The 21,299-nt window shown below is 62.6% G+C and carries 21 protein-coding genes; 11 read left to right on the forward strand and 10 right to left on the reverse strand.

The window, feature by feature from the left end:
• A complete protein-coding gene (locus ACQY7U_RS02545) occupies positions 1 to 882 on the forward strand; it encodes an electron transfer flavoprotein subunit alpha/FixB family protein (protein WP_428641644.1) in 882 nt (293 codons plus the stop codon).
• Between the two features lie 107 nt (positions 883 to 989).
• Here ACQY7U_RS02545 and ACQY7U_RS02550 read toward each other — a convergent pair whose 3' ends face one another.
• A complete protein-coding gene (locus tag ACQY7U_RS02550) occupies positions 990 to 1,400 on the reverse strand; it encodes a DUF2177 family protein (RefSeq protein ID WP_428641646.1) in 411 nt (136 codons plus the stop codon).
• 158 nt (positions 1,401 to 1,558) lie between these two features.
• On the opposite strand from ACQY7U_RS02550, the gene ACQY7U_RS02555 reads away from it, so the two are divergent.
• A complete protein-coding gene (locus tag ACQY7U_RS02555; RefSeq protein ID WP_428641648.1) occupies positions 1,559 to 2,887 on the forward strand; it encodes an NAD(P)/FAD-dependent oxidoreductase in 1,329 nt (442 codons plus the stop codon).
• A gap of 2 nt (positions 2,888 to 2,889) precedes the next feature.
• Positions 2,890 to 3,678: a DUF1365 domain-containing protein gene (locus tag ACQY7U_RS02560; protein WP_428641650.1), complete on the forward strand. Its 789-nt coding sequence runs from the start codon at positions 2,890 to 2,892 to the stop codon at positions 3,676 to 3,678.
• Between the two features lie 27 nt (positions 3,679 to 3,705).
• On the opposite strand, the gene ACQY7U_RS02565 is transcribed toward ACQY7U_RS02560, so the two are convergent.
• From ACQY7U_RS02565 to ACQY7U_RS02575, 3 genes are read right to left on the reverse strand one after another with little or no spacing between them, the layout of a single operon-like run.
• Positions 3,706 to 4,473, reverse strand: a complete 768-nt coding sequence (locus ACQY7U_RS02565) for an SDR family NAD(P)-dependent oxidoreductase (RefSeq protein ID WP_428641652.1) — start codon at positions 4,471 to 4,473, stop codon at positions 3,706 to 3,708.
• Positions 4,473 to 5,141: a ChrR family anti-sigma-E factor gene (locus ACQY7U_RS02570; protein WP_428641654.1), complete on the reverse strand. Its 669-nt coding sequence runs from the start codon at positions 5,139 to 5,141 to the stop codon at positions 4,473 to 4,475. The genes ACQY7U_RS02565 and ACQY7U_RS02570 overlap by 1 nt, the downstream gene beginning before the upstream one ends.
• A complete protein-coding gene (locus tag ACQY7U_RS02575; protein WP_428641656.1) occupies positions 5,138 to 5,737 on the reverse strand; it encodes a sigma-70 family RNA polymerase sigma factor in 600 nt (199 codons plus the stop codon). The genes ACQY7U_RS02570 and ACQY7U_RS02575 overlap by 4 nt, the downstream gene beginning before the upstream one ends.
• A 344-nt stretch (positions 5,738 to 6,081) precedes the next feature.
• Between ACQY7U_RS02575 and ACQY7U_RS02580 the strand changes: the two genes are divergently transcribed.
• Positions 6,082 to 8,643, forward strand: a complete 2,562-nt coding sequence (locus ACQY7U_RS02580) for a GcvT family protein (RefSeq protein ID WP_428641658.1) — start codon at positions 6,082 to 6,084, stop codon at positions 8,641 to 8,643.
• A gap of 190 nt (positions 8,644 to 8,833) precedes the next feature.
• On the opposite strand, the gene ACQY7U_RS02585 is transcribed toward ACQY7U_RS02580, so the two are convergent.
• Positions 8,834 to 8,992 carry a hypothetical protein gene (locus ACQY7U_RS02585; RefSeq protein WP_428641659.1) on the reverse strand — a complete coding sequence of 53 codons (159 nt, stop codon included), beginning with the start codon at positions 8,990 to 8,992 and terminating at the stop codon, positions 8,834 to 8,836.
• A 55-nt stretch (positions 8,993 to 9,047) separates the two neighbouring features.
• Between ACQY7U_RS02585 and ACQY7U_RS02590 the strand changes: the two genes are divergently transcribed.
• Together ACQY7U_RS02590 and ACQY7U_RS02595 are read left to right on the forward strand one after the other, a co-directional pair.
• Complete coding sequence (locus tag ACQY7U_RS02590; protein WP_428641661.1) at positions 9,048 to 9,644, forward strand: hypothetical protein; 597 nt, start codon at positions 9,048 to 9,050, stop codon at positions 9,642 to 9,644.
• Positions 9,641 to 10,231: a hypothetical protein gene (locus ACQY7U_RS02595; protein WP_428641662.1), complete on the forward strand. Its 591-nt coding sequence runs from the start codon at positions 9,641 to 9,643 to the stop codon at positions 10,229 to 10,231. Before ACQY7U_RS02590 ends, ACQY7U_RS02595 begins: the two co-directional genes overlap by 4 nt.
• A gap of 158 nt (positions 10,232 to 10,389) precedes the next feature.
• Here the strand turns inward: ACQY7U_RS02595 and ampH are convergent, their stop codons facing one another.
• The 5 genes from ampH to ACQY7U_RS02620 all read right to left on the reverse strand — a co-directional run bounded on the left by ampH (position 10,390) and on the right by ACQY7U_RS02620 (position 16,652).
• Positions 10,390 to 11,487 carry a D-alanyl-D-alanine-carboxypeptidase/endopeptidase AmpH gene (gene ampH, locus ACQY7U_RS02600; protein WP_428641664.1) on the reverse strand — a complete coding sequence of 366 codons (1,098 nt, stop codon included), beginning with the start codon at positions 11,485 to 11,487 and terminating at the stop codon, positions 10,390 to 10,392.
• A 124-nt stretch (positions 11,488 to 11,611) separates the two neighbouring features.
• Positions 11,612 to 12,658 (reverse strand): CaiB/BaiF CoA transferase family protein, encoded by a 1,047-nt coding sequence (locus ACQY7U_RS02605; RefSeq protein WP_428641666.1) that lies wholly within the window; start codon positions 12,656 to 12,658, stop codon positions 11,612 to 11,614.
• Complete coding sequence (locus tag ACQY7U_RS02610) at positions 12,655 to 13,110, reverse strand: MaoC family dehydratase (protein WP_428641668.1); 456 nt, start codon at positions 13,108 to 13,110, stop codon at positions 12,655 to 12,657. The genes ACQY7U_RS02605 and ACQY7U_RS02610 overlap by 4 nt, the downstream gene beginning before the upstream one ends.
• Positions 13,111 to 13,113: 3 nt before the next feature.
• A complete protein-coding gene (locus ACQY7U_RS02615) occupies positions 13,114 to 15,099 on the reverse strand; it encodes an acetyl/propionyl/methylcrotonyl-CoA carboxylase subunit alpha (protein ID WP_428641670.1) in 1,986 nt (661 codons plus the stop codon).
• 8 nt (positions 15,100 to 15,107) lie between these two features.
• Positions 15,108 to 16,652, reverse strand: coding sequence for an acyl-CoA carboxylase subunit beta (locus ACQY7U_RS02620; protein ID WP_428641671.1), 1,545 nt, complete (start codon positions 16,650 to 16,652; stop codon positions 15,108 to 15,110).
• Between the two features lie 93 nt (positions 16,653 to 16,745).
• On the opposite strand from ACQY7U_RS02620, the gene ACQY7U_RS02625 reads away from it, so the two are divergent.
• Genes ACQY7U_RS02625 through ACQY7U_RS02645 form a run of 5 tightly spaced genes read left to right on the forward strand, consistent with a single transcriptional unit; the run spans position 16,746 to position 21,253 of the window.
• Positions 16,746 to 17,573 carry an enoyl-CoA hydratase-related protein gene (locus ACQY7U_RS02625; protein WP_428641673.1) on the forward strand — a complete coding sequence of 276 codons (828 nt, stop codon included), beginning with the start codon at positions 16,746 to 16,748 and terminating at the stop codon, positions 17,571 to 17,573.
• Entirely contained in the window at positions 17,570 to 18,742 is a 1,173-nt protein-coding gene (locus ACQY7U_RS02630) for an acyl-CoA dehydrogenase family protein (protein WP_428641674.1), read from the forward strand. The genes ACQY7U_RS02625 and ACQY7U_RS02630 overlap by 4 nt, the downstream gene beginning before the upstream one ends.
• Before the next feature lie 15 nt (positions 18,743 to 18,757).
• Positions 18,758 to 19,786: a zinc-dependent alcohol dehydrogenase family protein gene (locus ACQY7U_RS02635; RefSeq protein ID WP_428641676.1), complete on the forward strand. Its 1,029-nt coding sequence runs from the start codon at positions 18,758 to 18,760 to the stop codon at positions 19,784 to 19,786.
• Positions 19,783 to 20,391: a TetR/AcrR family transcriptional regulator gene (locus tag ACQY7U_RS02640; protein WP_428641678.1), complete on the forward strand. Its 609-nt coding sequence runs from the start codon at positions 19,783 to 19,785 to the stop codon at positions 20,389 to 20,391. The genes ACQY7U_RS02635 and ACQY7U_RS02640 overlap by 4 nt, the downstream gene beginning before the upstream one ends.
• A gap of 1 nt (position 20,392) precedes the next feature.
• Positions 20,393 to 21,253, forward strand: a complete 861-nt coding sequence (locus ACQY7U_RS02645) for an HpcH/HpaI aldolase/citrate lyase family protein (RefSeq protein ID WP_428641680.1) — start codon at positions 20,393 to 20,395, stop codon at positions 21,251 to 21,253.
• The last annotated feature ends 46 nt before the right edge of the window (positions 21,254 to 21,299 follow it).

The raw sequence follows: 21,299 nt of genomic DNA on the forward strand, positions 1-21,299 counted from the left end.
CTGGACGCGACCGCAAAAGCGGTCGGGGCGATATCCGACCTCGGCGAGGTTACGGTTCTGTGTGCCGGTCACGATTGCGGATCGGCAGCCAATGCCGCAGCCGGGATCGCAGGGGTCGCCAAGGTTCTTCATGCGGACGATCCTTCACTTGCCCACGGGCTTGCCGAACCGCTTGCCGCACTCGTCTCCGACCTCGCCCGGCAGTTCAGCCATGTGGCGGCCCCGTCAACGGCAGCTGCGAAAAACGTGCTGCCGCGCGTTGCCGCCCTCATCGATGTCATGGTGATCTCCGATGTCACCGCCGTGATCGACGCCGAAAGCTTCGAGCGGCCGATCTACGCCGGAAACGCACTTCAAACGGTCCGCAGCCTTGACGCGACAAAGGTTCTGACCATCCGCACCGCCACCTTCGACGCGGCCGGGGAACAGGCACCGGCGCCAGTGGAGACAATTGCCACCGCTGCCGATCCGGGCCTGTCCGAGTGGATCGAGGACAAGGTGGTCATCTCGGACCGCCCGGAACTCTCCAGCGCACGGATTGTCGTTTCCGGTGGACGCGGCGTCGGCTCGGAGGAGGATTTCGCTCTCGTTGCCGGACTTGCCGATACGCTTGGGGCCGCTGTAGGAGCCTCGCGCGCGGCGGTTGATGCCGGATATGCGCCGAACGACTGGCAGGTTGGCCAGACGGGCAAGGTCGTCGCGCCGGATCTCTATGTGGCCATCGGCATATCCGGCGCCATCCAGCATCTCGCGGGCATGAAGGACTCCAAGGTGATCGTGGCGATCAACAAGGACCCGGACGCTCCGATCTTCCAGGTCGCCGATGTCGGTCTTGTCGGCGACCTCTTCGAGGTCGTTCCGCAACTTCGCGCGGCTCTATAGAACCTCACGAAGATCTGGCGACACCTTCAAGAACGGAACCGCCGGAATATCCCGGCGGTCACCGTGAGGTCAAATCCGGCAACACCTTCCAGGGACAGACCGGCAACTCAGCTCCCGGGGTAGAAAAAGCGCGCGGCCCAGCAACCGGCTGCCGCCGAGACCGCGGTCAGAAGGGTTCCCCAGGCGATATCGACGCCGACAACCGCAATCGGCCAGTTGCGCAAGGTGGCGTAGTTGGTGACGTCATATGTGGCATAGGCGAAGAAGCCGAACAGGCCGCCGTGTAAAAGCGCCGTCAGGATGGAGTCGGCACGCAGCGCCGGACCGATGGCGAAGAAGACTATCCCGGCCACATAGGCCAGGTAGAAGGCGGCGGCCGCGCCAAGGCGCGGGCTGTCCAGCAGGAGGTCGCCGAGCTGTGCGGCGTAGAAGCGCCGCGCCACATGCGCCAGCCAGACGAAATCGATGCCGAGGAAAACGATGGCTGTGGCACCGTATGCGATCAGGTACTTGGTCATGGCCGTCCTTCTGTGTTCGTGCTAGCTGATACGGCGGACTTCCAGGGACGGATCACCGGTCTTGCCGCAATACCGGCCGGCCGCAAATTTCTGAATGGACCTGTGATCCACTTTACGAAAAGCTGCGTATCCAAAGGAGTTTAACCGCAGGTAACGCAATGTCCCCTTTGAAGATCGCCGTCATCGGTTCCGGGATTTCCGGATTGTCCGCAGCGTGGCTCCTGGCGAAAAACCACCAGGTCACCCTTTATGAAGCAGACGACCGCCTTGGCGGCCATGCCAACACCATTGACGTCACCACAACGGACGGCACGGTGCCGGCCGATACCGGGTTTCTCGTCTTCAACGAGCGCAATTATCCCAATCTCGTCGCCCTGTTCGATCATCTCGGCGTTACCTCCCATGAAACGGTCATGAGTTTCGCGCTGTCCCTCAACGGAGGCGCTTACGAATATGGAGGCTGCGGACTGGACGGTTTCTTCGGCCAGCGCCGGAACTTCGCCCGCAAGAGTCACTGGCGGCTCCTCAACGACATCCGCCGCTTCTTCAAGTCGGCCCGGCAACAGGCCGCGGACGGCGTGCCGGATATCGCCCTTGGCGACTTCCTGATGCGCGAAAGATATTCGAAGGCCTTCATCGACGACCATATCATTCCGATGGGCGCGGCGATCTGGTCGACGTCCATGAGTGAAATGCTCGCCTTTCCGGCCCGCAGCTTCATCGATTTCTATGCCAATCACGGCATGCTGCAGTTCAACAATCGGCCGCAATGGCGCACGGTGGCCGGCGGCAGCCGGACCTACGTCAATCGGCTGGTCGAGGATGCCGGCTTCGAGGTACTCCCCGGCACGGCGGCGAAGCGGATCGTGCGTCACCGGGATTACGTACATGTGGCCGATGCCCGTGGTGCCTTGCGCCCGTTCGATCACGTGGTTCTGGCGACGCACGCGGATCAGTCGCTAAAGCTTCTGGACACCCCTGACCGGCTCGAGGAAACCCTCCTTGGCGCCTTTTCCTATCAGCGCAATCACGCCGTGCTCCACCGCGACGCCCGCTGGATGCCGCGCCGCAAGCGGCTGTGGTCGAGCTGGAACTACATCAAGCAGGACGAGGGCACCGAAACCGGGCTATGCGTGACCTACTGGCTGAACCGTCTCCAGCACCTTCAGACCCGAACCGATCTTTTCGTCACGCTCAATCCCTTCGACGAGATCCACCCCAAGGCAATCGAACGCGAATTCGTCTATGATCATCCCGTGTTCAACGAAACGGCCATGGCCGCACAAAAAAGTCTCTGGGACCTTCAGGGCGCACGCCGTACCTGGTTCTGCGGCAGCTATTTCGGCTACGGTTTTCACGAGGACGGCATCCAGAGCGGCCTTGCGGTCGCCGAGCTTCTGGGCGGGGCCGCCCGTCCGTGGCAGGTCGACAATCCGTCCGGACGCATTGCTGCGCTCGCACAGCCACGTATCGAAGCGGCGGAATAGACATGGAAGCGGACCTCGACCCGGGAGCAATCTATAGCGGCCTTGTGGTGCACACCCGCGTTCGCCCGCGTGCGCACTCGCTGAAATATCGGGTCTTCACGGTTCTTCTGGATTGCAGCCGGCTCGACAGCCTGCCGGAGCGCAGCCGTCTGTTCTCCTACAATCGCTTCAACCTGTTCAGCATCCATGACCGCGATCACGGTGACGGAACACCGATTGCCGACTACCTCGAACGACTTCTGGCGGGCTCGCCCGAACGCAGGGATGTCCGCCGCTTTGCCATGCTGTGCTACCCGCGCATTCTCGGTTATGTCTTCAATCCTCTGACCGTCTATTTCGGTCTGGATGCGCAAAACCGGCCGCGTGTCATGGTCTATGAGGTCAACAACACCTTCGGTGAACGCAAGACCTACGTCATCCCCGTCGACACGCATGACGGCGGCCTGATTGCCCAGAACTGCCGGAAGGAGTTCTATGTCTCGCCTTTCAACACAGGCACCGGCAGCTACAGCTTCCGCGTGACGCCGCCCGGCGAAGAGCTGACCGTCGGCGTCGCGCTCAGGGACAGCACCGGTCCGGTGCTGAAAGCCTTTTTCCGCGCGGCGCGCGAAGACCTGACGACCGCAAGACTGCTGCGCGCGCTTGGCCGGACCGGCTGGATGACGGTCAAGGTAACCATCGGTATCCATTTGGAAGCCGCCCGGCTGTGGCTGAAGGGCCTGCGCCTGCAACCGCGCCCGCCAGCGCCGAAAACACCCGTGACGTATGTCGGTCCCGGAAGTGAAGACTGATCGCCTTCCCGCGATAACCGGCCTGGATCAGGCCTTCCAGACGAAGGTCCGGATCGCCCGGAAATAGAGCCAGTCCGGCAGTGCCCTCAGAAGCTTCATCACACAGGAAAACCCGAAGGGGAACGCGATCTCGAACCGCCTGCCTTCAAGGCCGGCGACGATCCGGCGTGCGGCCTCGCTTGCGGAAATCAGGCCAGGCATCGGGAACGGATTGTCGCGCGTCATGGGCGTATCGACAAAGCCGGGAGAAATCAGCGACACGCGAATACCCCGGGGTTCGAGCTCGGTCCGCAGCGTTTCGGCCAGATTGATGAGCGCGGCCTTGGTGGGCCCATAGGCAAGCGAGCGAGGCAGCCCCCGGTAACCGGCCACCGAGGCAACGATCGCGATATGTCCCTTTCCGCGCGCCAGCATCCGGGGCAGCAAGGCGTCAAGAGCGTTCATGACGCCCATGACATTCACCTCGACCCCTCTGCGTACCGCGTCGATATCGAACTCGTCCACGCTCATCATCGACCAGGCACCGGCGTTGAGCACGGCAAGATCGATGGCTCCGCAGCCCTCGCTTATGTCCGCGACAGACTTGGCGACCGCTCCTGCGTCCGTGACGTCCAGCGGCACCGCGCGGATTGATGACGATCTATCGGAAAGCTCCTGCAATGGCCCGGTTGAGCGAGCCGACACAGCGACATGGGCGGCTTTCTCCACGAGAAGGCGAGCGAGTTCGTAGCCGATGCCTGAGCTCGCACCCGTGATCCAGACCGTGTTCCACGTCTGTGTTCCGGCCGCGGGCATCAGATTCCGATAAAGCGCTGCATGAACCGGCTGATCACGCCCTTGAAGCGTGTCGGCGCTTCCGTGGCAACGATGCAGATACACGGCTCCCCGGGTTCGACCACGGGCTGATGTTCCACATGTTCGTCCAGATCCGCGATATCTCCCGGTCCGAAGCGGCCGAAGGCGTCACGATAGGCGCCGGCGAGGATCAGGGTTATTTCCGCGCCGCCGTGACCATGTTCGGGCATGGCTTTTCCGGGTGCGATCCTGAGCATGTAGAGAGACGAACGTCCCGGTGTTTCAAGAGCGATCTTGTGCCGGTGGATGCCCGGCGCCACGGTTTTCCAGCGGATCTCGTCGAGCGAGGGTCCGATATAGCGCTGCAGCGGAAACGGCACTCCCTGCGGTCCGCTTTGCGCGGACGGCCGTTCGACGCGGATCGGCTCAGGGGCAGCCTCGCCCCTGTCGATCCTGGCCATCATCCTGGAGAACGCATCCCCGGCAAGATCGGCCGTTTCGCCATGTTCCAGATAGTGTCCGCCGATCTCCTCGGCAGCCCTCAGGTCATGCCGGCAGTCTTCGCAGACAGCGAGGTGCGCGGCAACGATGGCGGAGAAGGCTTCGTCCAGGTCTCCACTCGCATAGCGCATCAGTGTGTTGTGATCGAGATGATGCAGGACGGTCATAGCAGGCCCTCCAGCTTTCCTTTCAATTTCGCATAGGCAAGCCGCATGCGCGACTTGACGGTTCCAAGCGGCAAAGCAAGCTCATCGGCTATTTCGCTCTGCGTCATGTCCCTGACGAAGGAATATTCGATGACTTCGCGCTGATCGTCCGGCAGTTCCGCCAACGCCAGGGCAACCTGTTCGGCGCGCTGGTTCGCAAAAGTCTCGTCTTCGCCGTCTCCCTCCCGGGAGGCAATTTCGACCGTTTCCAGATCCTCGTAGGCTTGCGAGGAACCACGCCGCAGTCGGTCGATCCGGGCGTTCCGGGCAATGGTGTAGATCCAGGTGCTGACCGCCCCGCGTTCCGGCGCGTAGAGATGCACCTTGCGCCAGACCGTCATCATCACGTCCTGAACGAGATCTTCCGCCAGGTCGTGGGTGGCGCCCGCCTGAAGCATCATGGACTTCACGCGCGGTCCGAAATGCACGAACAACGCCTCAAACGCATCCCTGTCGCGATGATCGGCGATGCGCTCAATCAACAGTCTGTGGTCTTCAAGGGACAGATCGGTCACCGCGTAATCCGGTTTCTGAATGGTTTTCGTGGCAACCTGCATGTCCGCACCTTTTTCAATCTGTTTCAAGTACGCATTGGCGGTGCAGCCGGATCACCCCGGCGAAAAAATTCTTGTTGCAGACACGGCGCGCCCCTGCCAGCCCGTCCCCGGTTTCGATGCAGCCGGAGTTTTGCCGCACCGTGTCGTGGCGATAATGCCGCCATGACGCAATTACGCTATTTTGGACCGCGATCAGTCGCGATACTGGCCGGTGAGAAACCGGATTCCGGGAGAGGTCCGTTCATAGACGGTCCCGTGTCCCGTTCCGGAAGCCCCGCGAGGGTTATTGAATGCAGAAGGAAGCCGGACGTTGCCGCTTCCGGTTGATTGAAAAGGAATGAGACATGTCAGCATTTCCTGACAAGGCACAAGTCGTCATCGTCGGCCTCGGCGGCATTGTCGGCGCGTCGGTGGCCCATCACCTCATCGAACGCGGCTGGACCGACATCGTCGGCATCGACAAGTCCGGCATTCCGACCGACATCGGCTCGACGGCACATGCTTCCGACTTCTGCTACACGACCAGCCACGATTATCTCTCCGTCTGGACCACCCAGTATTCTATCGATTTCTTCGAAAAGATGGGGCACTACGCGCGCGTCGGCGGGCTTGAGGTCGCCCGGACCGGCGACGACACATGGATGGAGGAAATCAAGCGCAAAGTGACCTCCGGCAAGGCCTTCGGCACCAATGTGCGCCTCGTTACCCCGGCCGAGATCAAGGAAAAATTCCCGCTGATCGAGGAAGACATGGTCCAGGGCGGCATGTGGGATCCGGACGCCGGCCTTGTCATTCCGCGCTCTCAGACCGTTGCCGGAAAGCTGGTCGACGAAGGCGAGAAAAGCGGCAAGCTGAAATCCTTCGCCAACACACCCGCGCAGTCCCTGATTGTCGAAGGCGGCCGCATCAAGGGCGTCAAGACCCACCGCGGAACGATCATGGCCGATCACGTCATCGTCTGTGCCGGCCTCTGGGGCCGCCTGATCGCCGACATGGTGGGCGAGGATCTGCCGGTTATGCCGGTCGACCACCCGCTGACCTTCTTCGGTCCGTTCAACGAATTCGAGGGTACCGGCAAGGACATCGGCTATCCGCTGCTGCGCGACCAGGGCAACTCCGCCTACATGCGCGATACCGGCGACCCGAAAACAGCAGAAGGCGGCCAGATCGAATGGGGCTACTACGAGCCGACCCATCCGCGCCTGTGCCACCCGCGCGACCTTCTGGAAAAGGATCAGGCGCGTCTGTCGCCCTCGCAGCGCGACCTTGAGATGGAGCAGGTCATCGAACCGCTCGAACGCGCCATGGAACTGACGCCGATCCTGGGCGAGCTGGGTTACAACGAAAGCCATTCCTTCAATGGCCTTTTACAGGTTTCCGCTGCCGGCGGCCCGTCCTGCGGCGAGAGCCAGAAAGTACGCGGCCTGTGGTACTGCGTCGCCATCTGGGTGAAGGACGGCCCGGGCTACGGCAAGCTGATCGCCGACTGGATCACCGACGGCCGGACCGAAATCGACCACGCTGCCATCGACTATTCCCGCTTCTACGGCCACCAGCTGACCGAGGAATACATCGAGAACCGCTGCTATGAAGCCGCCCAGAAGATCTACTTCCCGGCGATCCATCCGCGCGAACCTTACCTGACCAGCCGCGACGTCAAACGCTCGCCATTCTATGAGCGCGAGAAGGAGCTCGGCGGCTATTTCATGGAACTCGGCGGCTGGGAACGTGCCCACGGCTATGCCGCCAATGAGCACCTCCTGGAAAAATTCGGCGACCGCGTGCCGGTGCGCGAGAACGAATGGGACAACCGCCACTTCTGGCGCGTCTCCAATGCCGAACAGCTCGAACTCAGCGAGAACTGCGGCATCATCAACCTGTCGCACTTCTACATGTTCGACGTCGAGGGCCCAGACCACGTGGAGCTTCTGGAGTGGCTGTGCGCGGCCAGGATCGGTGGCGACAACAACATCGGCAAGGGTATCTATACCCACTTCCTCGATGACGAAGGCAACGTCCGCGCCGACCTCACCGTCTTCCGCATGGCCGACCGCTGCCGCATCGTCGACGGCGCCGACGCCGGTCCGCGCGACTACAACTACGTGAAGCGCGTTGCCGAAGACAAGGGCTTCGACGTCACGGTCACCGACGTCAGCGAACAGTATACGACCATCGGTATCTGGGGGCCGAACGCCCGCGATAACCTGAAGAAGGTGGTTTCCGACCCGGCAGCGCTCGACCCGGAAAACTTCCCCTTCGCGGGCATCCGCCAGCTCGAGATCGCCGGCAAGTCCGTGATGGCGCTGCGGCTCTCCTATGTCGGCGAACAGGGCTGGGAACTGCACATGAAGTACGAGGATGGCCTGGCCGTCTGGGATGCTCTGCGGTCCACAGGCGTCATCGCCGTCGGCGTGGAGACCTACGCCAACTCGCGCCGCATGGAAAAATCCCTGCGGCTGCAGAACGCTGACCTGCTGACCCAGTACAACCTCTATGAGGCTGACCTGGCGCGTCCGAAGGTCAAGGAAGCCGACTTCCGCGGCAAGGCGAAGCACGTGGAATACCGGGCACGGGACAAGCAGCCGGCGATGCTCTGCACCCTGGTGATGCTTGAGAACACCGATGCCAAGGGCGTCAAGCGCTATCCGGTCGGCACCATGCCGGTTCAGGACCCGGAGACCGGCAAGACGCTGGTCGACAGCCTCGGCCGCATTTCCTACACGACCTCGGTCGCCTATGGCCCGACCATCGGCAAGAACATCGCGCTTGCCTATCTGCCCCAGGACTACTGCCAGGTCGGCCGCAAGCTTCAGGTGGAATATTTCTCCGAAACCTATCCGGTTGAGGTCGCCGGCGTCGGCTACCAGCCGCTCTACGATCCGGAGAACCTGAAACCGCGTTCGTAACCAGACTTGTCTGGCCACGGCAGCTGTTGTTGTCTGCCGTGGCCTCCTCCTTGCTGCAACGCCCACCCCTCAAGGCAGCGGACCATCGCCCCAACCGGGAGAAAAATCTTGTAAGTTCTTCCGATGCAGCCCTTTTCCACGTTTCCATTATTGTGGATAAGTATTTCCAGGTACTCTTCATTTTGACGATTTATGTATCGACAATATTGGCAATGGCCTTGGTGAACAACTGCAGGACCTTGTCGACCATGTAGGTGCCATCTTCATATCTGTAGCGGCCGTTCCGTATAACTGCAGACGACCGGGAAACGTTGAGCCGGTTGGCAACGAACCCCAGATCGCATTCCATTCCGAACTTTTCGCAGGCGTAAACAGTTTGCCGTATCAGCGTTTACCAGGATGCCATGCTGTCCGAGCGCCAGGCCCGGCAGGAAAAGGTCACCGACGCCATCGACAGGTTCAACGGCCAGATGACGGATGCCCTCAAGGCCGTCTCGTCGTCTTCGGACAATCTGCAATCGGCCGCAGGCGGCCTTGCCGCCAATGCGGAAGAGACCGCACGCCAGTCCTGCGCTGTCGCGGCCGCCTCCGAACAATCGGCCACCAACGTCCAGACGGTGGCCGCTTCCACGGAGGAGCTGTCCGCGGCTGTCCAGGAAATCGGCCAGCAGATCGACGCCGTCCAGGTAGCCTCGGAACAGTCGGTCGGAACGATTGCGGAAATCACGTCCGTGATCGAACAGATCAACTCGATCACGACTGCGGTGGCCGCTTCGGTCGAAGAACAGGACGCGGCACTCCGGGAAATTTCCGTCAACATTCAATATGCCGCCAACGGCACGCAGGAAGTTTCGGCCAACATCACCGGTGTCAACGATGGGGCGGCTGAAACCGGAAACACTTCCAGTGTGGTGCTCGGCTCTGCCCAGGATCTTTCCGCACAGGCAGAACAGCTGCGATCCCAGGTGGATGCCTTCTTCAAGGAAATTGCAGCGGCTTGAGCAAGAGCCCTCGTTCCGCCGCCGGCACAGCCCGGCGGCCGGCTCCCCGGACCTGGAAATCCAAGTCCCCGGGACAAGCGGCAATCAGACCCCGTTTGCCCCGGGGACACCGGCACTCGGCCGGCGCACATTTCCGGGCAGACCTCTGGATCGCGGATATCGACCGAAGCGAACTCGGCACCTTCAATTCGACGGTGTCGCCGCAGATGACCAAAATCATCGATGCGACGCTCATCAGGGTGTCCGGATCGTCGCATCTCAACATCGGCAATATCACAGCGACGGAACTTCCCTTTTCCTATCAGGACATCACGAACGGCACCATCAAAACGGCTTCGACACGGCAGTTCGGCGAATCCATTGCCTCCTCGCTGATCGAAGACCTGCGTTTCAAGATAAGCGTCGGTGGCCTTTCACTGCTTTCACCCGATGCGATTTCAAGGGAATTGGCCGGGATCCTGGGCACCGTCGCCACCCCGCTTGATGGCGTGCTCTACAACCTCCTGTCCGCCCTCGGTGTCAGGGTCGGGGAAGCCGACATCCGCGTCCATGGCGTCAGATGCCAGCAGTCAGTTCTGGTGCAGTAGTCCCGGGTCTCCCGGGACTGCTTCCCTTGGGGCTCCAAGATTCAGGACCTCGCGCGCCGATTTGCAAATACCGCCAGACTTTCCCGCACCCGGTGCCGCGATCCGCGTTCAGCGGAAAGCATGACTGGCAAACGGGCCACCCTTTCGTGTCTTCACGTTCAGCGCGGGGCCAGTGTCGCGATCAGGTCGTTGATCACATGGGCCATTTCCATGCCGGCGGCGAAATTATACTGGTTGATGGCGATGAAGGCGCCGACACCGCGGGCGGGCGCGAAGGCGATGTAGCTGAAGATACCGTCGGAACCGCCGGCTTTCTGCAGAAGCAGCGGCCGGTCACCCTCCGGCATCATGACCACCCAGCCGAGACCCATGGCGTCCATATGACCGGATTCGTCCAGGCCGTAGACCGGGGAGAGGCCGTCCCGCTGCAGCCAGACCGCGTGGCTCAGCCGGCGCGCCTCCATGCCGTCCTCGCCGAAGCGGTCGAGGTTCCAGGCAAGATACCGCAGCATGTCGTTGGGGGTGGTGAAGATCCACGAAGCGCCGAATTTCTCGGGCGGGCGCACGCGCGGCTCCATCTTGTCGCCGTTCCAGTCATAGCCGGTCATGGTGTTGTCGTTTGCCGGCCGGTCATACCCGGTAGACGTCATGCCGAGAGGATCAAGCACACGCTCCTTCAGAAACTCCGTGTAGGACTTGCCCGCCGCCCCCTGCAGGGCCTGGCCCAGAACGTCGAAGCCGACGTTGGAATAAAGAATGCCCTTGCCGGGCGGATAGAGCAGCGGGAGATCTTCCGCGCTGGCCGGGAAAGTTTTGCCTTCCTTCTCCTCGCCCGGGAACAGATCCCGCGGCAGTCCGCTTGAATGAGTGACCAGATCGATCAGCCGGATACTACGGCCCTCGCCCTGAGGAAGCCCTTTCAGGTCATCATTCCATTTGCTTGCCGGATCGCTCAGGGCCACTTTTCCGTCTGCAACCAGATGGGCAAGCGACAGCCCGGTAAGCGTTTTGGTGATCGAACCGACGCCGATCCGTGTCTCGCCATCCGGCTCCTTGCCGCTGCCTTTTGCGGTTTCCCCGAATCCGAAGACCGCGGTTTCGCCGTTGCGGATCGCGCCAATGACGAGGCCGGGCACCGCGCTGTCGAGGTAGAATATCTGGCCCGTGAACTCCACCGTTTCGTTCAGCAACGGGTCCTCGGCATTTGCCGGCAAAGTGGCGGCGAAGAGGATGCATGCAGCGGCAAGCGTTTTCATCGGACAATCCCTCAAGGAAATTAGTGAATGGAACCAGCCTCTTGAGGGTACCGGCTAAAATGACGTTGCGCAAACTGCCTCTTATGCTTTTCGGCACAACGTTAACGGGAAGCAAGCCCTGTCATCATGCCCCCCTGCCAGGCGGCAGAAAACGCGGAGCGGCGGCTACACTGTAGCGACCGTCTTCCTTTACGATCGTCTTGCGGGCCGCCATCTGCACACCCTCATCGGCATCCGCCAGGCTCGCAACCCAAGACAGGCAGGCGTCCGGCACGTCGACGGCGGCCTGAAGCTCCTCCCCGGTCATGGTGGCAATTCTGGCTTCGGCAATCCGGCACATCTCCGGCCAGTTGCCGCGGTTCATCTGATCCTCGAAGACCGGATCATTCAGGCCCAGCGCCTCGCACATGGCGGTATAGAATTTCGGCTCCAGCGCCCCGACGGCAATGTCCCTTCCCGTGGCTGTGCGATAACAGCGGTAGAAAGGTGCTGCGCCATCCAGCAGGTTGTTCTGGCGTTCCGCCGACCAGAGCCCCGCGTTCATGAGGCCGTAGTGCAGCGCCATCAGCAGGGCCGTGCCGTCGGCCATCGCCGTGTCCACGACAGCGCCCTTACCGGTGGTCCGGGCAGACAGCACGGCCGCCAGAATGCCGAAGGCGCCGAGCAGGCCGCCGCCTGCAAAGTCGCCGACAAGCGGCAGGGTCGGCGCCGGCGGCCGGTCCTTGTAACCGGACGCATTCAGCGCACCGGTCTGGGCAATGTAATTGATGTCGTGACCGGGATGATTTGCCAGCGGCCCGGACTGGCCGTATCCGGTGATCCGGCAGTAGACCAGCGCCGGGTTGACCGCATGGCAGTCTTCGGGACCAAGGCCCAAACGTTCCATGACACCGGGCCGGTGCCCTTCCATCAGGACATCCATGCCGGCCACCAGTTCCAGAACACGGTTGCGGCCTTCAACCGATTTCAGATCGAGCGGTATGGATCGCGCCCGGCCGCGCAGCAGCATGTCGTCCTCGCCCGCATCCACTCCATTGGGCTGGCCGCCGGGGCGGATGATGCGCGTAATATCAGCGCCATGATCCGACAGCATCATGCCGCAGAAGGGCACCGGCCCGATCGCGTCGAATTCCAGCACCTTCAGGCCTGACAAAGGTTTGAAGTCATTCATGCTTCCGGCCTCCTGTGCATGAAGGCGGCCCGTTCGCAGGACGCCACCAGAACGCCGTCCTGGTTGAATGCCTCGTGACGGAAGCGGACAATTCCGGCGCTCGGACGCGACTTGCTTTTGCGGCATTCTCCGACCGTCGTGCGGACCCGCAATGTGTCGCCATGAAAGACGGGCGCGGGAAAGGCAACGTCGCTCATGCCGAGATTGGCGATCGTCGTGCCGAGCGTGGTTTCGGTCACCGACATGCCGATCATGGCACCGAGCGTCAGCAGCGAATTGACCAGCGGCCTGCCGAATTCGGTTTTCGCGGCAAAGTGCCGGTCGATATGCAGCGGCTGCGTGTTGTAGGTCATCGCGCAGAAGGTCATGTTGTCCGCCTCGGTGATGGTGCGTGTGATCGCATGGTCGATCACCATGCCCTCCTTGAAGTCCTCGAACCAGAGACCGGCCATCGCCTAGACCCTTTCTTCCGCATGAAGGGAAAGCTGCACCAGCAGCGCCCCCGCATCGACCGTCTCGCCGGGCGCCGTCCTGACGGCACTGACCGTCCCGGACGCGGCCGCCTTCAGTTCCATCAGCAGTTTCATGGATTCCATGACGATCAACGTGTCGCCCGCCGCCACCTCCGTGCCCTCATTGGCACGCACTTCCACAATGAGACCCGGCATCGTTGCCGCGATGCGATCGGGAGCCGCGCCACTCTTCGTTTGAAGGTCGGCCCGGCAATCCCCAAGCTGCGCGACACGATGCACGGCGTCGAAGTGCGGCCCCGTGAGATGAACGTCCTGGCCGTTCACCAGAACGGCGATCGTTTCTTCCACTCCGCCGCGCATGACCCGCAGCGTTCCCGGCTCAAGCCAGTCCGCTGCAAGGGTCTCCGCCTCTTCACCGCAACGGACGATGAAGCCGCCGCCGCCCCGTTCCAGCGAGATTCTGTTTCCGGGATCTTCAGCAGCGGCATAGACCGTCTGCGCCGGGCGTCCGGCCGCCTCCAGCAGGCGAAACCCACTGAGCGTCTGCCAGGGCAACGTGCTTGCCTTCGGCTGCAGGTGACGCGCCAGCGACGCGTAGACCAGCGTGTTTTCTTCCGGCTTTTTCCAGCCCTCGCCCCATTCCTGGCGCAGGAAATCCGTGGTGACGGCGCCTTTCCCGAACCGGTCCGAACGGATGGCATCGCGCAAGAACAGCCGCGTGGTGCCAATACCCGCGACTTCAAGGCGCTCCAGACCACCGGCCAGTTTCTTCAGCGCTTCCTCGCGATTGCCACCACGGGCAATCAGCTTGGCGAGCATGGAGTCGTAGCTGGAGCCGATGATCGAACCCGTTTCAATGCCGCTGTCACAGCGCACGCCCTCCGGAGCGCGCCAGTGCAGCACGGTTCCCGTCTGCGGTTGAAACTCCTTCGAGGCATCTTCCGCTGTCAGCCGCGCCTCGATGGCATGGCCGGAGCAGCGGATCTGGTCCTGCGACAGCGACAGGACTTCGCCGGCGGCCACACGCAATTGCTGCTCCACCAGGTCGAGACCGGTGATCTCTTCCGTCACCGTGTGTTCCACCTGAAGGCGCGTGTTCATTTCCAGGAAAAAGAAGTCCCCGGTCGCCGCATCCAGGATGAACTCGACCGTACCGGTGCTGTCGTAACAGATCTTTTGTCCCAAGCTCAGCGCGGCTTCGAACAGCGCCTTGCGGGTAGCCTCCGGCAGGCCTGGCGCGGGTGCTTCCTCCAGGATCTTCTGGTGATTGCGCTGGACCGAGCAGTCGCGTTCGTAAAGATGGATCAGGTTGCCGTGCCTGTCGCCGAGTAGCTGCACCTCGATGTGGCGCGGATTGCGGACGAGCTTTTCGATCAGCAGCCTGTCGTCACCGAAGGAGCGGGCCGCCTCGGTGCGGGCCGCGCGGATCGACGGCAGCAGGTCGATCTCCTCGAAGACCGCCCGCATGCCCTTGCCGCCGCCACCGGCGCTGGCCTTGACCATGACCGGCAGGCCGATCTCATGGGCCGCCGCCACAAGGGCCTCATCCCCCTGATTGTCTCCCGCATAGCCCGGAATGCAGGGAACGCCCGCCTCCCGCGCGATCTTTCCGGCTTCGATCTTCGCCCCCATGGAGACGATGGCCTCCAGGTGCGGACCGACCCAGATCAGGCCGTTCTCGGTGCATCCCTTGACCAGATCCGGCTGCTCGGACAGGAAGCCGTAGCCCGGATGGATCGCCTCGGCGCCCGCGAGACGCGCCGCCTCGAGGATCCTGTCGGTTCGCAGATAACTGTCCCGCGCCGGAGCCGGGCCAATGCAAACGGCCCGGTCCGCCAGGCGCACATGGCATGCGTCGCGGTCGGCTTCGGAATAGACGGCAATGGTGCGAAGGCCCATGCGCCGGGCGGTCCGGATGATCCGGCAGGCGATCTCGCCACGATTGGCAATCAGAAGACTGTCGAACATCTTTTGCCTCACATCCTGTAGACCGGGCGCGGTCCGGTGTCCCGCGCTTCGCCTGCGGCCAGGGACATGCACAGCCCCAGGACGTTGCGTGTCTGGTTCGGCTCGATGATGCCGTCGTCCCAGAGCCGCGCGGTGGCGTAATAGGGATCGGACTGTTCCTCGAACTGCTTCCGGGTTCGGGCGTCCAGTTCCGCGATGTCCTCTTCGCTCGCCTTCGACTTGAGGCTGGCGCGGCGCAGGTCCGTCACCACGGTTGCGGCGACATCCGGGCTCATGGTGGCAATGCGCGCGTTCGGCCAGGAGAACAGGAAGCGCGGCCGGAAACCTCGCCCGCACATGCCGTAGTTGCCGGCCCCGTAGCTGCCGCCGACAATGACGGTATATTTCGGCACGCGGGCGTTGGAGACCGCATAGACGAGCTTGGCGGAATGCTTGGCGATGCCACCCCGCTCGGCTTCGGTGCCGACCATGAAACCTGTAATGTTCTGCAGGAAGAGCAGCGGGATCTGGCGCTGGTCACAGAGCTCGATGAAATGGGCGCCTTTCACCGAACTTTCTGAAAACAGCGCGCCGTCGTTTGCAAGGATGCCGACCGGATAGCCGTGAATATGGGCAAATCCGGTGATCAGCGTCGCGCCGTAGTCGGGCTTGAACTCGCTCATCTCCGATCCGTCCACCATGGAGCGGACCAACGCGCGCATGTCGACGGGGCGCTTCAGGTCGACCGGCGCGTGGTCCTGCGGGTTGCCGAACTCCAGCAGCGGCGGACGCGGGTCCCGTGGTGGCGAGGCCAGCGGCTGCTCTTCCCCAAGATGCCCCACGATCTCGCGCAGTTTCTGGAGCGCGGTTTCCTCGTCCGCCGCCACATGGTCGCTGACGCCAGAGACGGTGGTGTGCATGTCGGCGCCGCCAAGCGTTTCACCGTCGACGATCTCGTTGATCGCCGCCTTGACGATGGGCGGTCCGCCCAAATGAATGCGCCCGCTTCCCCGCACCATGATCACCTGGTCGGAAAGCGCCGGGATATAGGCCCCGCCAGCCGTGCAGCCGCCAAAGACGACGGAGATCTGCGGAATGCCCTTCGCCGACATCTGGCACTGCCGCCAGAAGGCGCCGCCGAAATGATCCTGGTCCGGAAAGACCCGGTCCTGCTCGGGCAGGAAGGCGCCACCGCAATCGACCAGATAAAGACACGGCAGCCGGTGCTGCTCGGCGATTTCCTGGGCCCGGGAATGCTTGCGAACGGTTTCGGCAAAGAAGGACCCGCCTTTCACCGTTGCGTCGTTGGCGATGATCATGCAGGCCCGGCCCTGCACCATGCCGATACCGGTGACGATGCCCGCCCCCGGCACCTCGCCGCCGTAGAGCCCGTGGGCCGCCAGCGGCGACAGTTCCAGAAAGGCCGTTCCGGCATCGAGCAGCAACTCGATCCGGTCGCGTACAAAGATCTTGCCGCGCTCACGGTGCCGCTGCCGGAACCGTTCCCCGCCCCCTTCTGACGCCTGCTGCTGCACCTGCCGCAGGTTCACGATCAGATCAGTGATGTCACGCATCGCCGCCGCCTCCCAACTTCGACTTGCCTGTTGACTTCTACCTAACGACCGTTAGAAATACTTGTCAATAGCCGTTACGGACGGGAGGCCGCGATGGAAGAAGACGGGAAGGAATGGATCAGGCTTGAAGTGAGGGACGCGGTCTGCACGTTGACGCTGTCCGCCCCCGGACAGCTCAATGCCATCCACGCCCCGATGATGAGTGAGCTCCAGAGGCATCTGGAGGAAGTCCGTGACAACGCGGCAATCCGCGCGCTCCTGCTGACCGGCGAAGGCCGGGCCTTCTGCACCGGCGCCCACGTCGGCGAAATGAACGGTCTTGAGGACAAGGGCGAAGGCATCCACCGCATCCTCGATGACGGCTGGAACCGGGTCATACTGCTGATCCGGTCCCTGCCCAAACCCGTGGTCAGCGCCGTCAACGGGATCGCCGCCGGTGGCGGGGTCGGTCTGGCGCTTTCCGCCGACATGGTTCTAGCGTCGCGCTCCGCCCGCTTCATTCAGGTGTTCGGACCGAGGCTCGGTGTCATACCGGATGTCGGCAGCACCTGGTTCCTGCCGCAGGCTCTGGGGCGGGCACGGGCCATGCGCCTGATGCTGACCGGCGAGCCACTTGCCGCCGAAGAAGCCGCAAGCTGGGGCCTGATCGCGGACTGCGTCGAAGACGCCGACCTGATGGGCAAAGCTTTCCGGCTCGCGCGCGACCTTTCAAAAGGCCCCATCGAAGCCTTTGCCGAAATCCGCAAAGCGGTGGACCGGGGACTGACCTGCGGGCTGAATACGGCGCTCGACCATGAACGGGATACCAATGCCCGGCTGGCTGCGGAACCCGCCTTCACCGAGGGCACCTCGGCCTTTGTCGAAAAGCGCGAACCTGATTTCGTCCACCTTTCGCGAAAACCTCATGGAAGCGACCAATGACAGCCCTCGGATTTGACGCCACCACCGCCAGCCCCTTCTTCTTTGACGAGGAGCATCACCTGCTGCGTGCTCAGGTGCGCCGCTTTGTCGAGGAAGAGATCAAGCCCCATGCCGACGCCTGGGAAGAGGACGGCGCGACCCCGCGCGAGGTCTTGCGGAAGATGGGAGACCTCGGGTTCTTCGGTATCCGCTACCCGGAAGAATACGGCGGCTCCGGCATGGACGAACGCGCCACGGTGGTTCTCGCCGAAGAACTCGGGCGCTGCACCTATGCGGGTGTTGCCATCACCGCTCTGGTTCACACCGACATGGCATCCGTCCATATCTTCAATGCGGGCAGCGAGGCACAGAAGGAAAAGTATCTGCCGCGGGTCATCACCGGCGAGATCATCACGGCGGTCGGCGTGACCGAACCTGACGCCGGCTCCGACGTCAAGGGTATCCGCACCACCGCCCGACGGCAGGGCAACGGATACGTGCTGAACGGCGCCAAGATGTTCATCACCAACGGCGTGCTCGGCGATGTCTATTGTATTGCCGCCAAGACCGATACGAACGGCCGCCCCAGCCAGTCGGTCACCATGTTCATCGTGGAAAAGGATACACCCGGCTTCACCGTTTCCCGCGCGCTGAAGAAACACGGCTGGCTGAGTTCCGACACAGCCGAGCTTTCCTTCCAGGACGTCTTCGTGCCAGAGGAGAACGTCCTTGGCGACGAGGGGCGCGGCTTTTACGCGATCATGAAGAACTTCCAGAACGAGCGGCTGGTGCTTGGTGCCATGGCGATGGGCGAAGCGCAGGCGGCCATCGAGATGACGGTCGACTATGTCAAGGAGCGCAAAGCCTTCGGCGCGCCGCTCTGGGACAAGCAGGCGATCCGCCTTCGGCTCGCCGAACTCTCCGCGAAGGTCGAGGCCGGACGGCAGATGATCTATGCCACGGCGGCGCGCTCAGCCCGGGGCGAGGATCTCGTGCGGGAGGTCTCGATGATCAAGGCCTACTGCGGCGAGCTGGTGAACGAGGTCATGTACGCCTGCGTCCAGTTCCACGGCGGCATGGGCTTCATGCGCGAAAGTGCTATAGAACGCATGTCGCGCGACGCCCGGGTTCAGGCGATCGGGGGTGGCGCGAGCGAAGTCATGCTGGAAGAAGTCGCCAAGCGGATGTAACCGGGGTCAGGGCTCATGAAATACTGGTCGTTTACCGAAGGCTTCGGGCTGGAAAATCTCGCCCTCAAAACCGGGGCAAGACCCCGCCCCGGTCCGCGTGACGTGCTTCTGGAAATGCACGCCGCCTCGCTCAACTACCGCGACCTCGTGGTCCTGCGCGGCCAGCACGGCAGGATGGTCCAGCCGCCACTCATTCCGCTGTCGGACGGTGCCGGCGTTATCGTCGACAAGGGCAGCGACGTTCATGACTTCAAGATCGGCGACCGGGTATCGCCCGCTTTCTACCAACACTGGCAGGGTGGTCCTCCCCCGGCGGATCTCGAGGTCGGCCGGCTGGGCGGGCCCCTTGACGGGGTGCTTGCCACCTATTGCGTCTTTCCTGCCTCTTCGCTCGTTTCCATTCCCTCTCACCTCACTTACGAGGAAGCCGCCACCCTGCCCTGCGCCGGGGTGACCGCCTGGAGCGCCCTCTCCGAACCCTTACCGCTCAGGCCCGGAGAAACCGTTCTCATCCTCGGCACCGGCGGCGTTGCCCTGCTCGCAATCGCGCTCGCCAAAGCCTGTGGCGCCCGAACCATCGTCACCACCTCAAGCGCTCAAAGAGCGGAGAAGATCCGTGATTTCGGTGCGGATATCGTCATCGACAGGTCGCAAGAGGAGAACTGGGCGCAGCGGGTGCGCACCGAGACCGGCGGTCTGGGCTGCGACCGGGTTCTGGAACTCGGCGGCGCGGCAACACTCGGTCAGTCCATCAAGGCGGTCCGGACGGGTGGTACGATCATCCTGATCGGGAATGTCACCGGCAACAATGCGGAACTGTTCCTGCCACTGGTGCTGACGCGGCGGCTGACCCTTCATTCCGTTTCCTGCGGCTCCAGGTCAGCTTTCGAAGCGATGAACCGGGCGCTTGCCTTGCATGAAATCCGTCCCGTCATTGCCAAAACCATTCCCTTCGACCGCGCGCCCGAGGCCTTTCAGGCCCTTGAACACAATGACGGTGTCGGCAACATCTGCGTCGGCTCGTATCAGGAGGGGTCCGGGTGACGGGAACGGCCAAAGCGACGCGGGCGAGAACCAAGGGCAAGGCAGCAGACGCCAGACGGGAAATCCTGAAGGTCGCGGCCCGCATGATGCGCGAGAACGGCTATGCGGACATGTCGCTCCGAGACCTTGCCGCCGAAGTCGGCATGAAGGCGGGCAGTCTCTATTACCACTTTCCCTCCAAGGAGGACCTTGCGACGGAAGTCATGCGGCTTGGCGTGGAAATGGTGGAGGAAGCCGTTACCGATGCGCTGGAACAGAGCCGGAAGCTTTCGCCAAGAGACCGACTTGTGCTGGCCATGCGCGTTCACCTGAAGACGCTGCTGTCGGAGAGTGATTTTTCATCGGCCCATATCCGTTGCTATCCCTTCGTCCCGGAGACGGTCCGCGCGGAACTCAAGACCGTACGCCGTGCCTATGACCAGGTCTGGAATAACATCATCGCCGCCTATCTCGGCACCGATGCGGAGCCGCAAGAAATCCGCCATCTGCGCTACACCCTGATCGGGGCGATGAACTGGTCGCTCGAGTGGTTCAATGCGGAGAAGGACGATGTCGAGGCCTATATCGCGTCCATTGCCGCACTCTTGCCCGTCCGGAAAAACTGACATGCCCATGCCCCCGCACATGGTCCGCTCGTGGCTGTTCGTTCCAGCAAGCGATCGACGGAAAATGGCCAAGGCCCTCGAGGCAGCCGCGGACGTGGTGATCCTTGATCTGGAGGATTCCGTTTCTTCGGACAGCAAGGCGGAAGCCCGCATGAGGGTTGCCGAAGCGCTTCAGGCGGACACCGGTTCGGCCCGCTATGTCCGCGTCAACGGACTGGAGACAGGGCTGACGGAAGAGGATGTTGCCGCGACCACCGCCATGTCGCCGGACGGCTACGTCTTGCCCAAATGCGAAGGGCCGGAGGATATCGAGCGGCTCGCCTCCATGATCCGCACGCACGCTCCGAAAAATACGCCCGGCATCCTGGCGATCTGCACGGAGACCGTCCGGGCGGTGCGCAACCTGATGCGGCTCGACTGGTCCCATCCGTGGCTCACCGGTCTGACATGGGGCGGCGAGGATCTTCAGGCGGAACTCGGAGCCTTTTCCAACCGCGGCACGGATGGCCGCTACCTTTCCCCATTCAGTATGGCCCGCGACCTTGCCCTATTTGCCGCGAAGGACGCCGGTATTTTCGCCATCGACAGCGTCTTTACCGATATCCGGAACCCGGAAGAACTGGGACGCGAAGCGCTGGTCGCCAGAACAATGGGCTTTGACGGCAAGATGCTCATTCATCCGGCCCAGATCGATGCCGTTCACCGGCACTTTGCACCAAGCAAAGCCGAACTGGACTGGGCGAGCCGGGTCGTCGACACGCTGGAAAAAGCGGGCGGCGGTGTTGCCCAACTCGACGGCAAGATGCTCGACCGGCCTCACCTGAAGCTGGCGGAAAAGATCCTGCGGCAGGTACACGAATGAATGTTTACTCACTCCGCCTCATCCTGAGGAAGCGCGGAGCGCTGTC

Source organism: Roseibium sp., from assembly GCF_050301095.1.
Lineage (GTDB): Bacteria > Pseudomonadota > Alphaproteobacteria > Rhizobiales > Stappiaceae > Roseibium.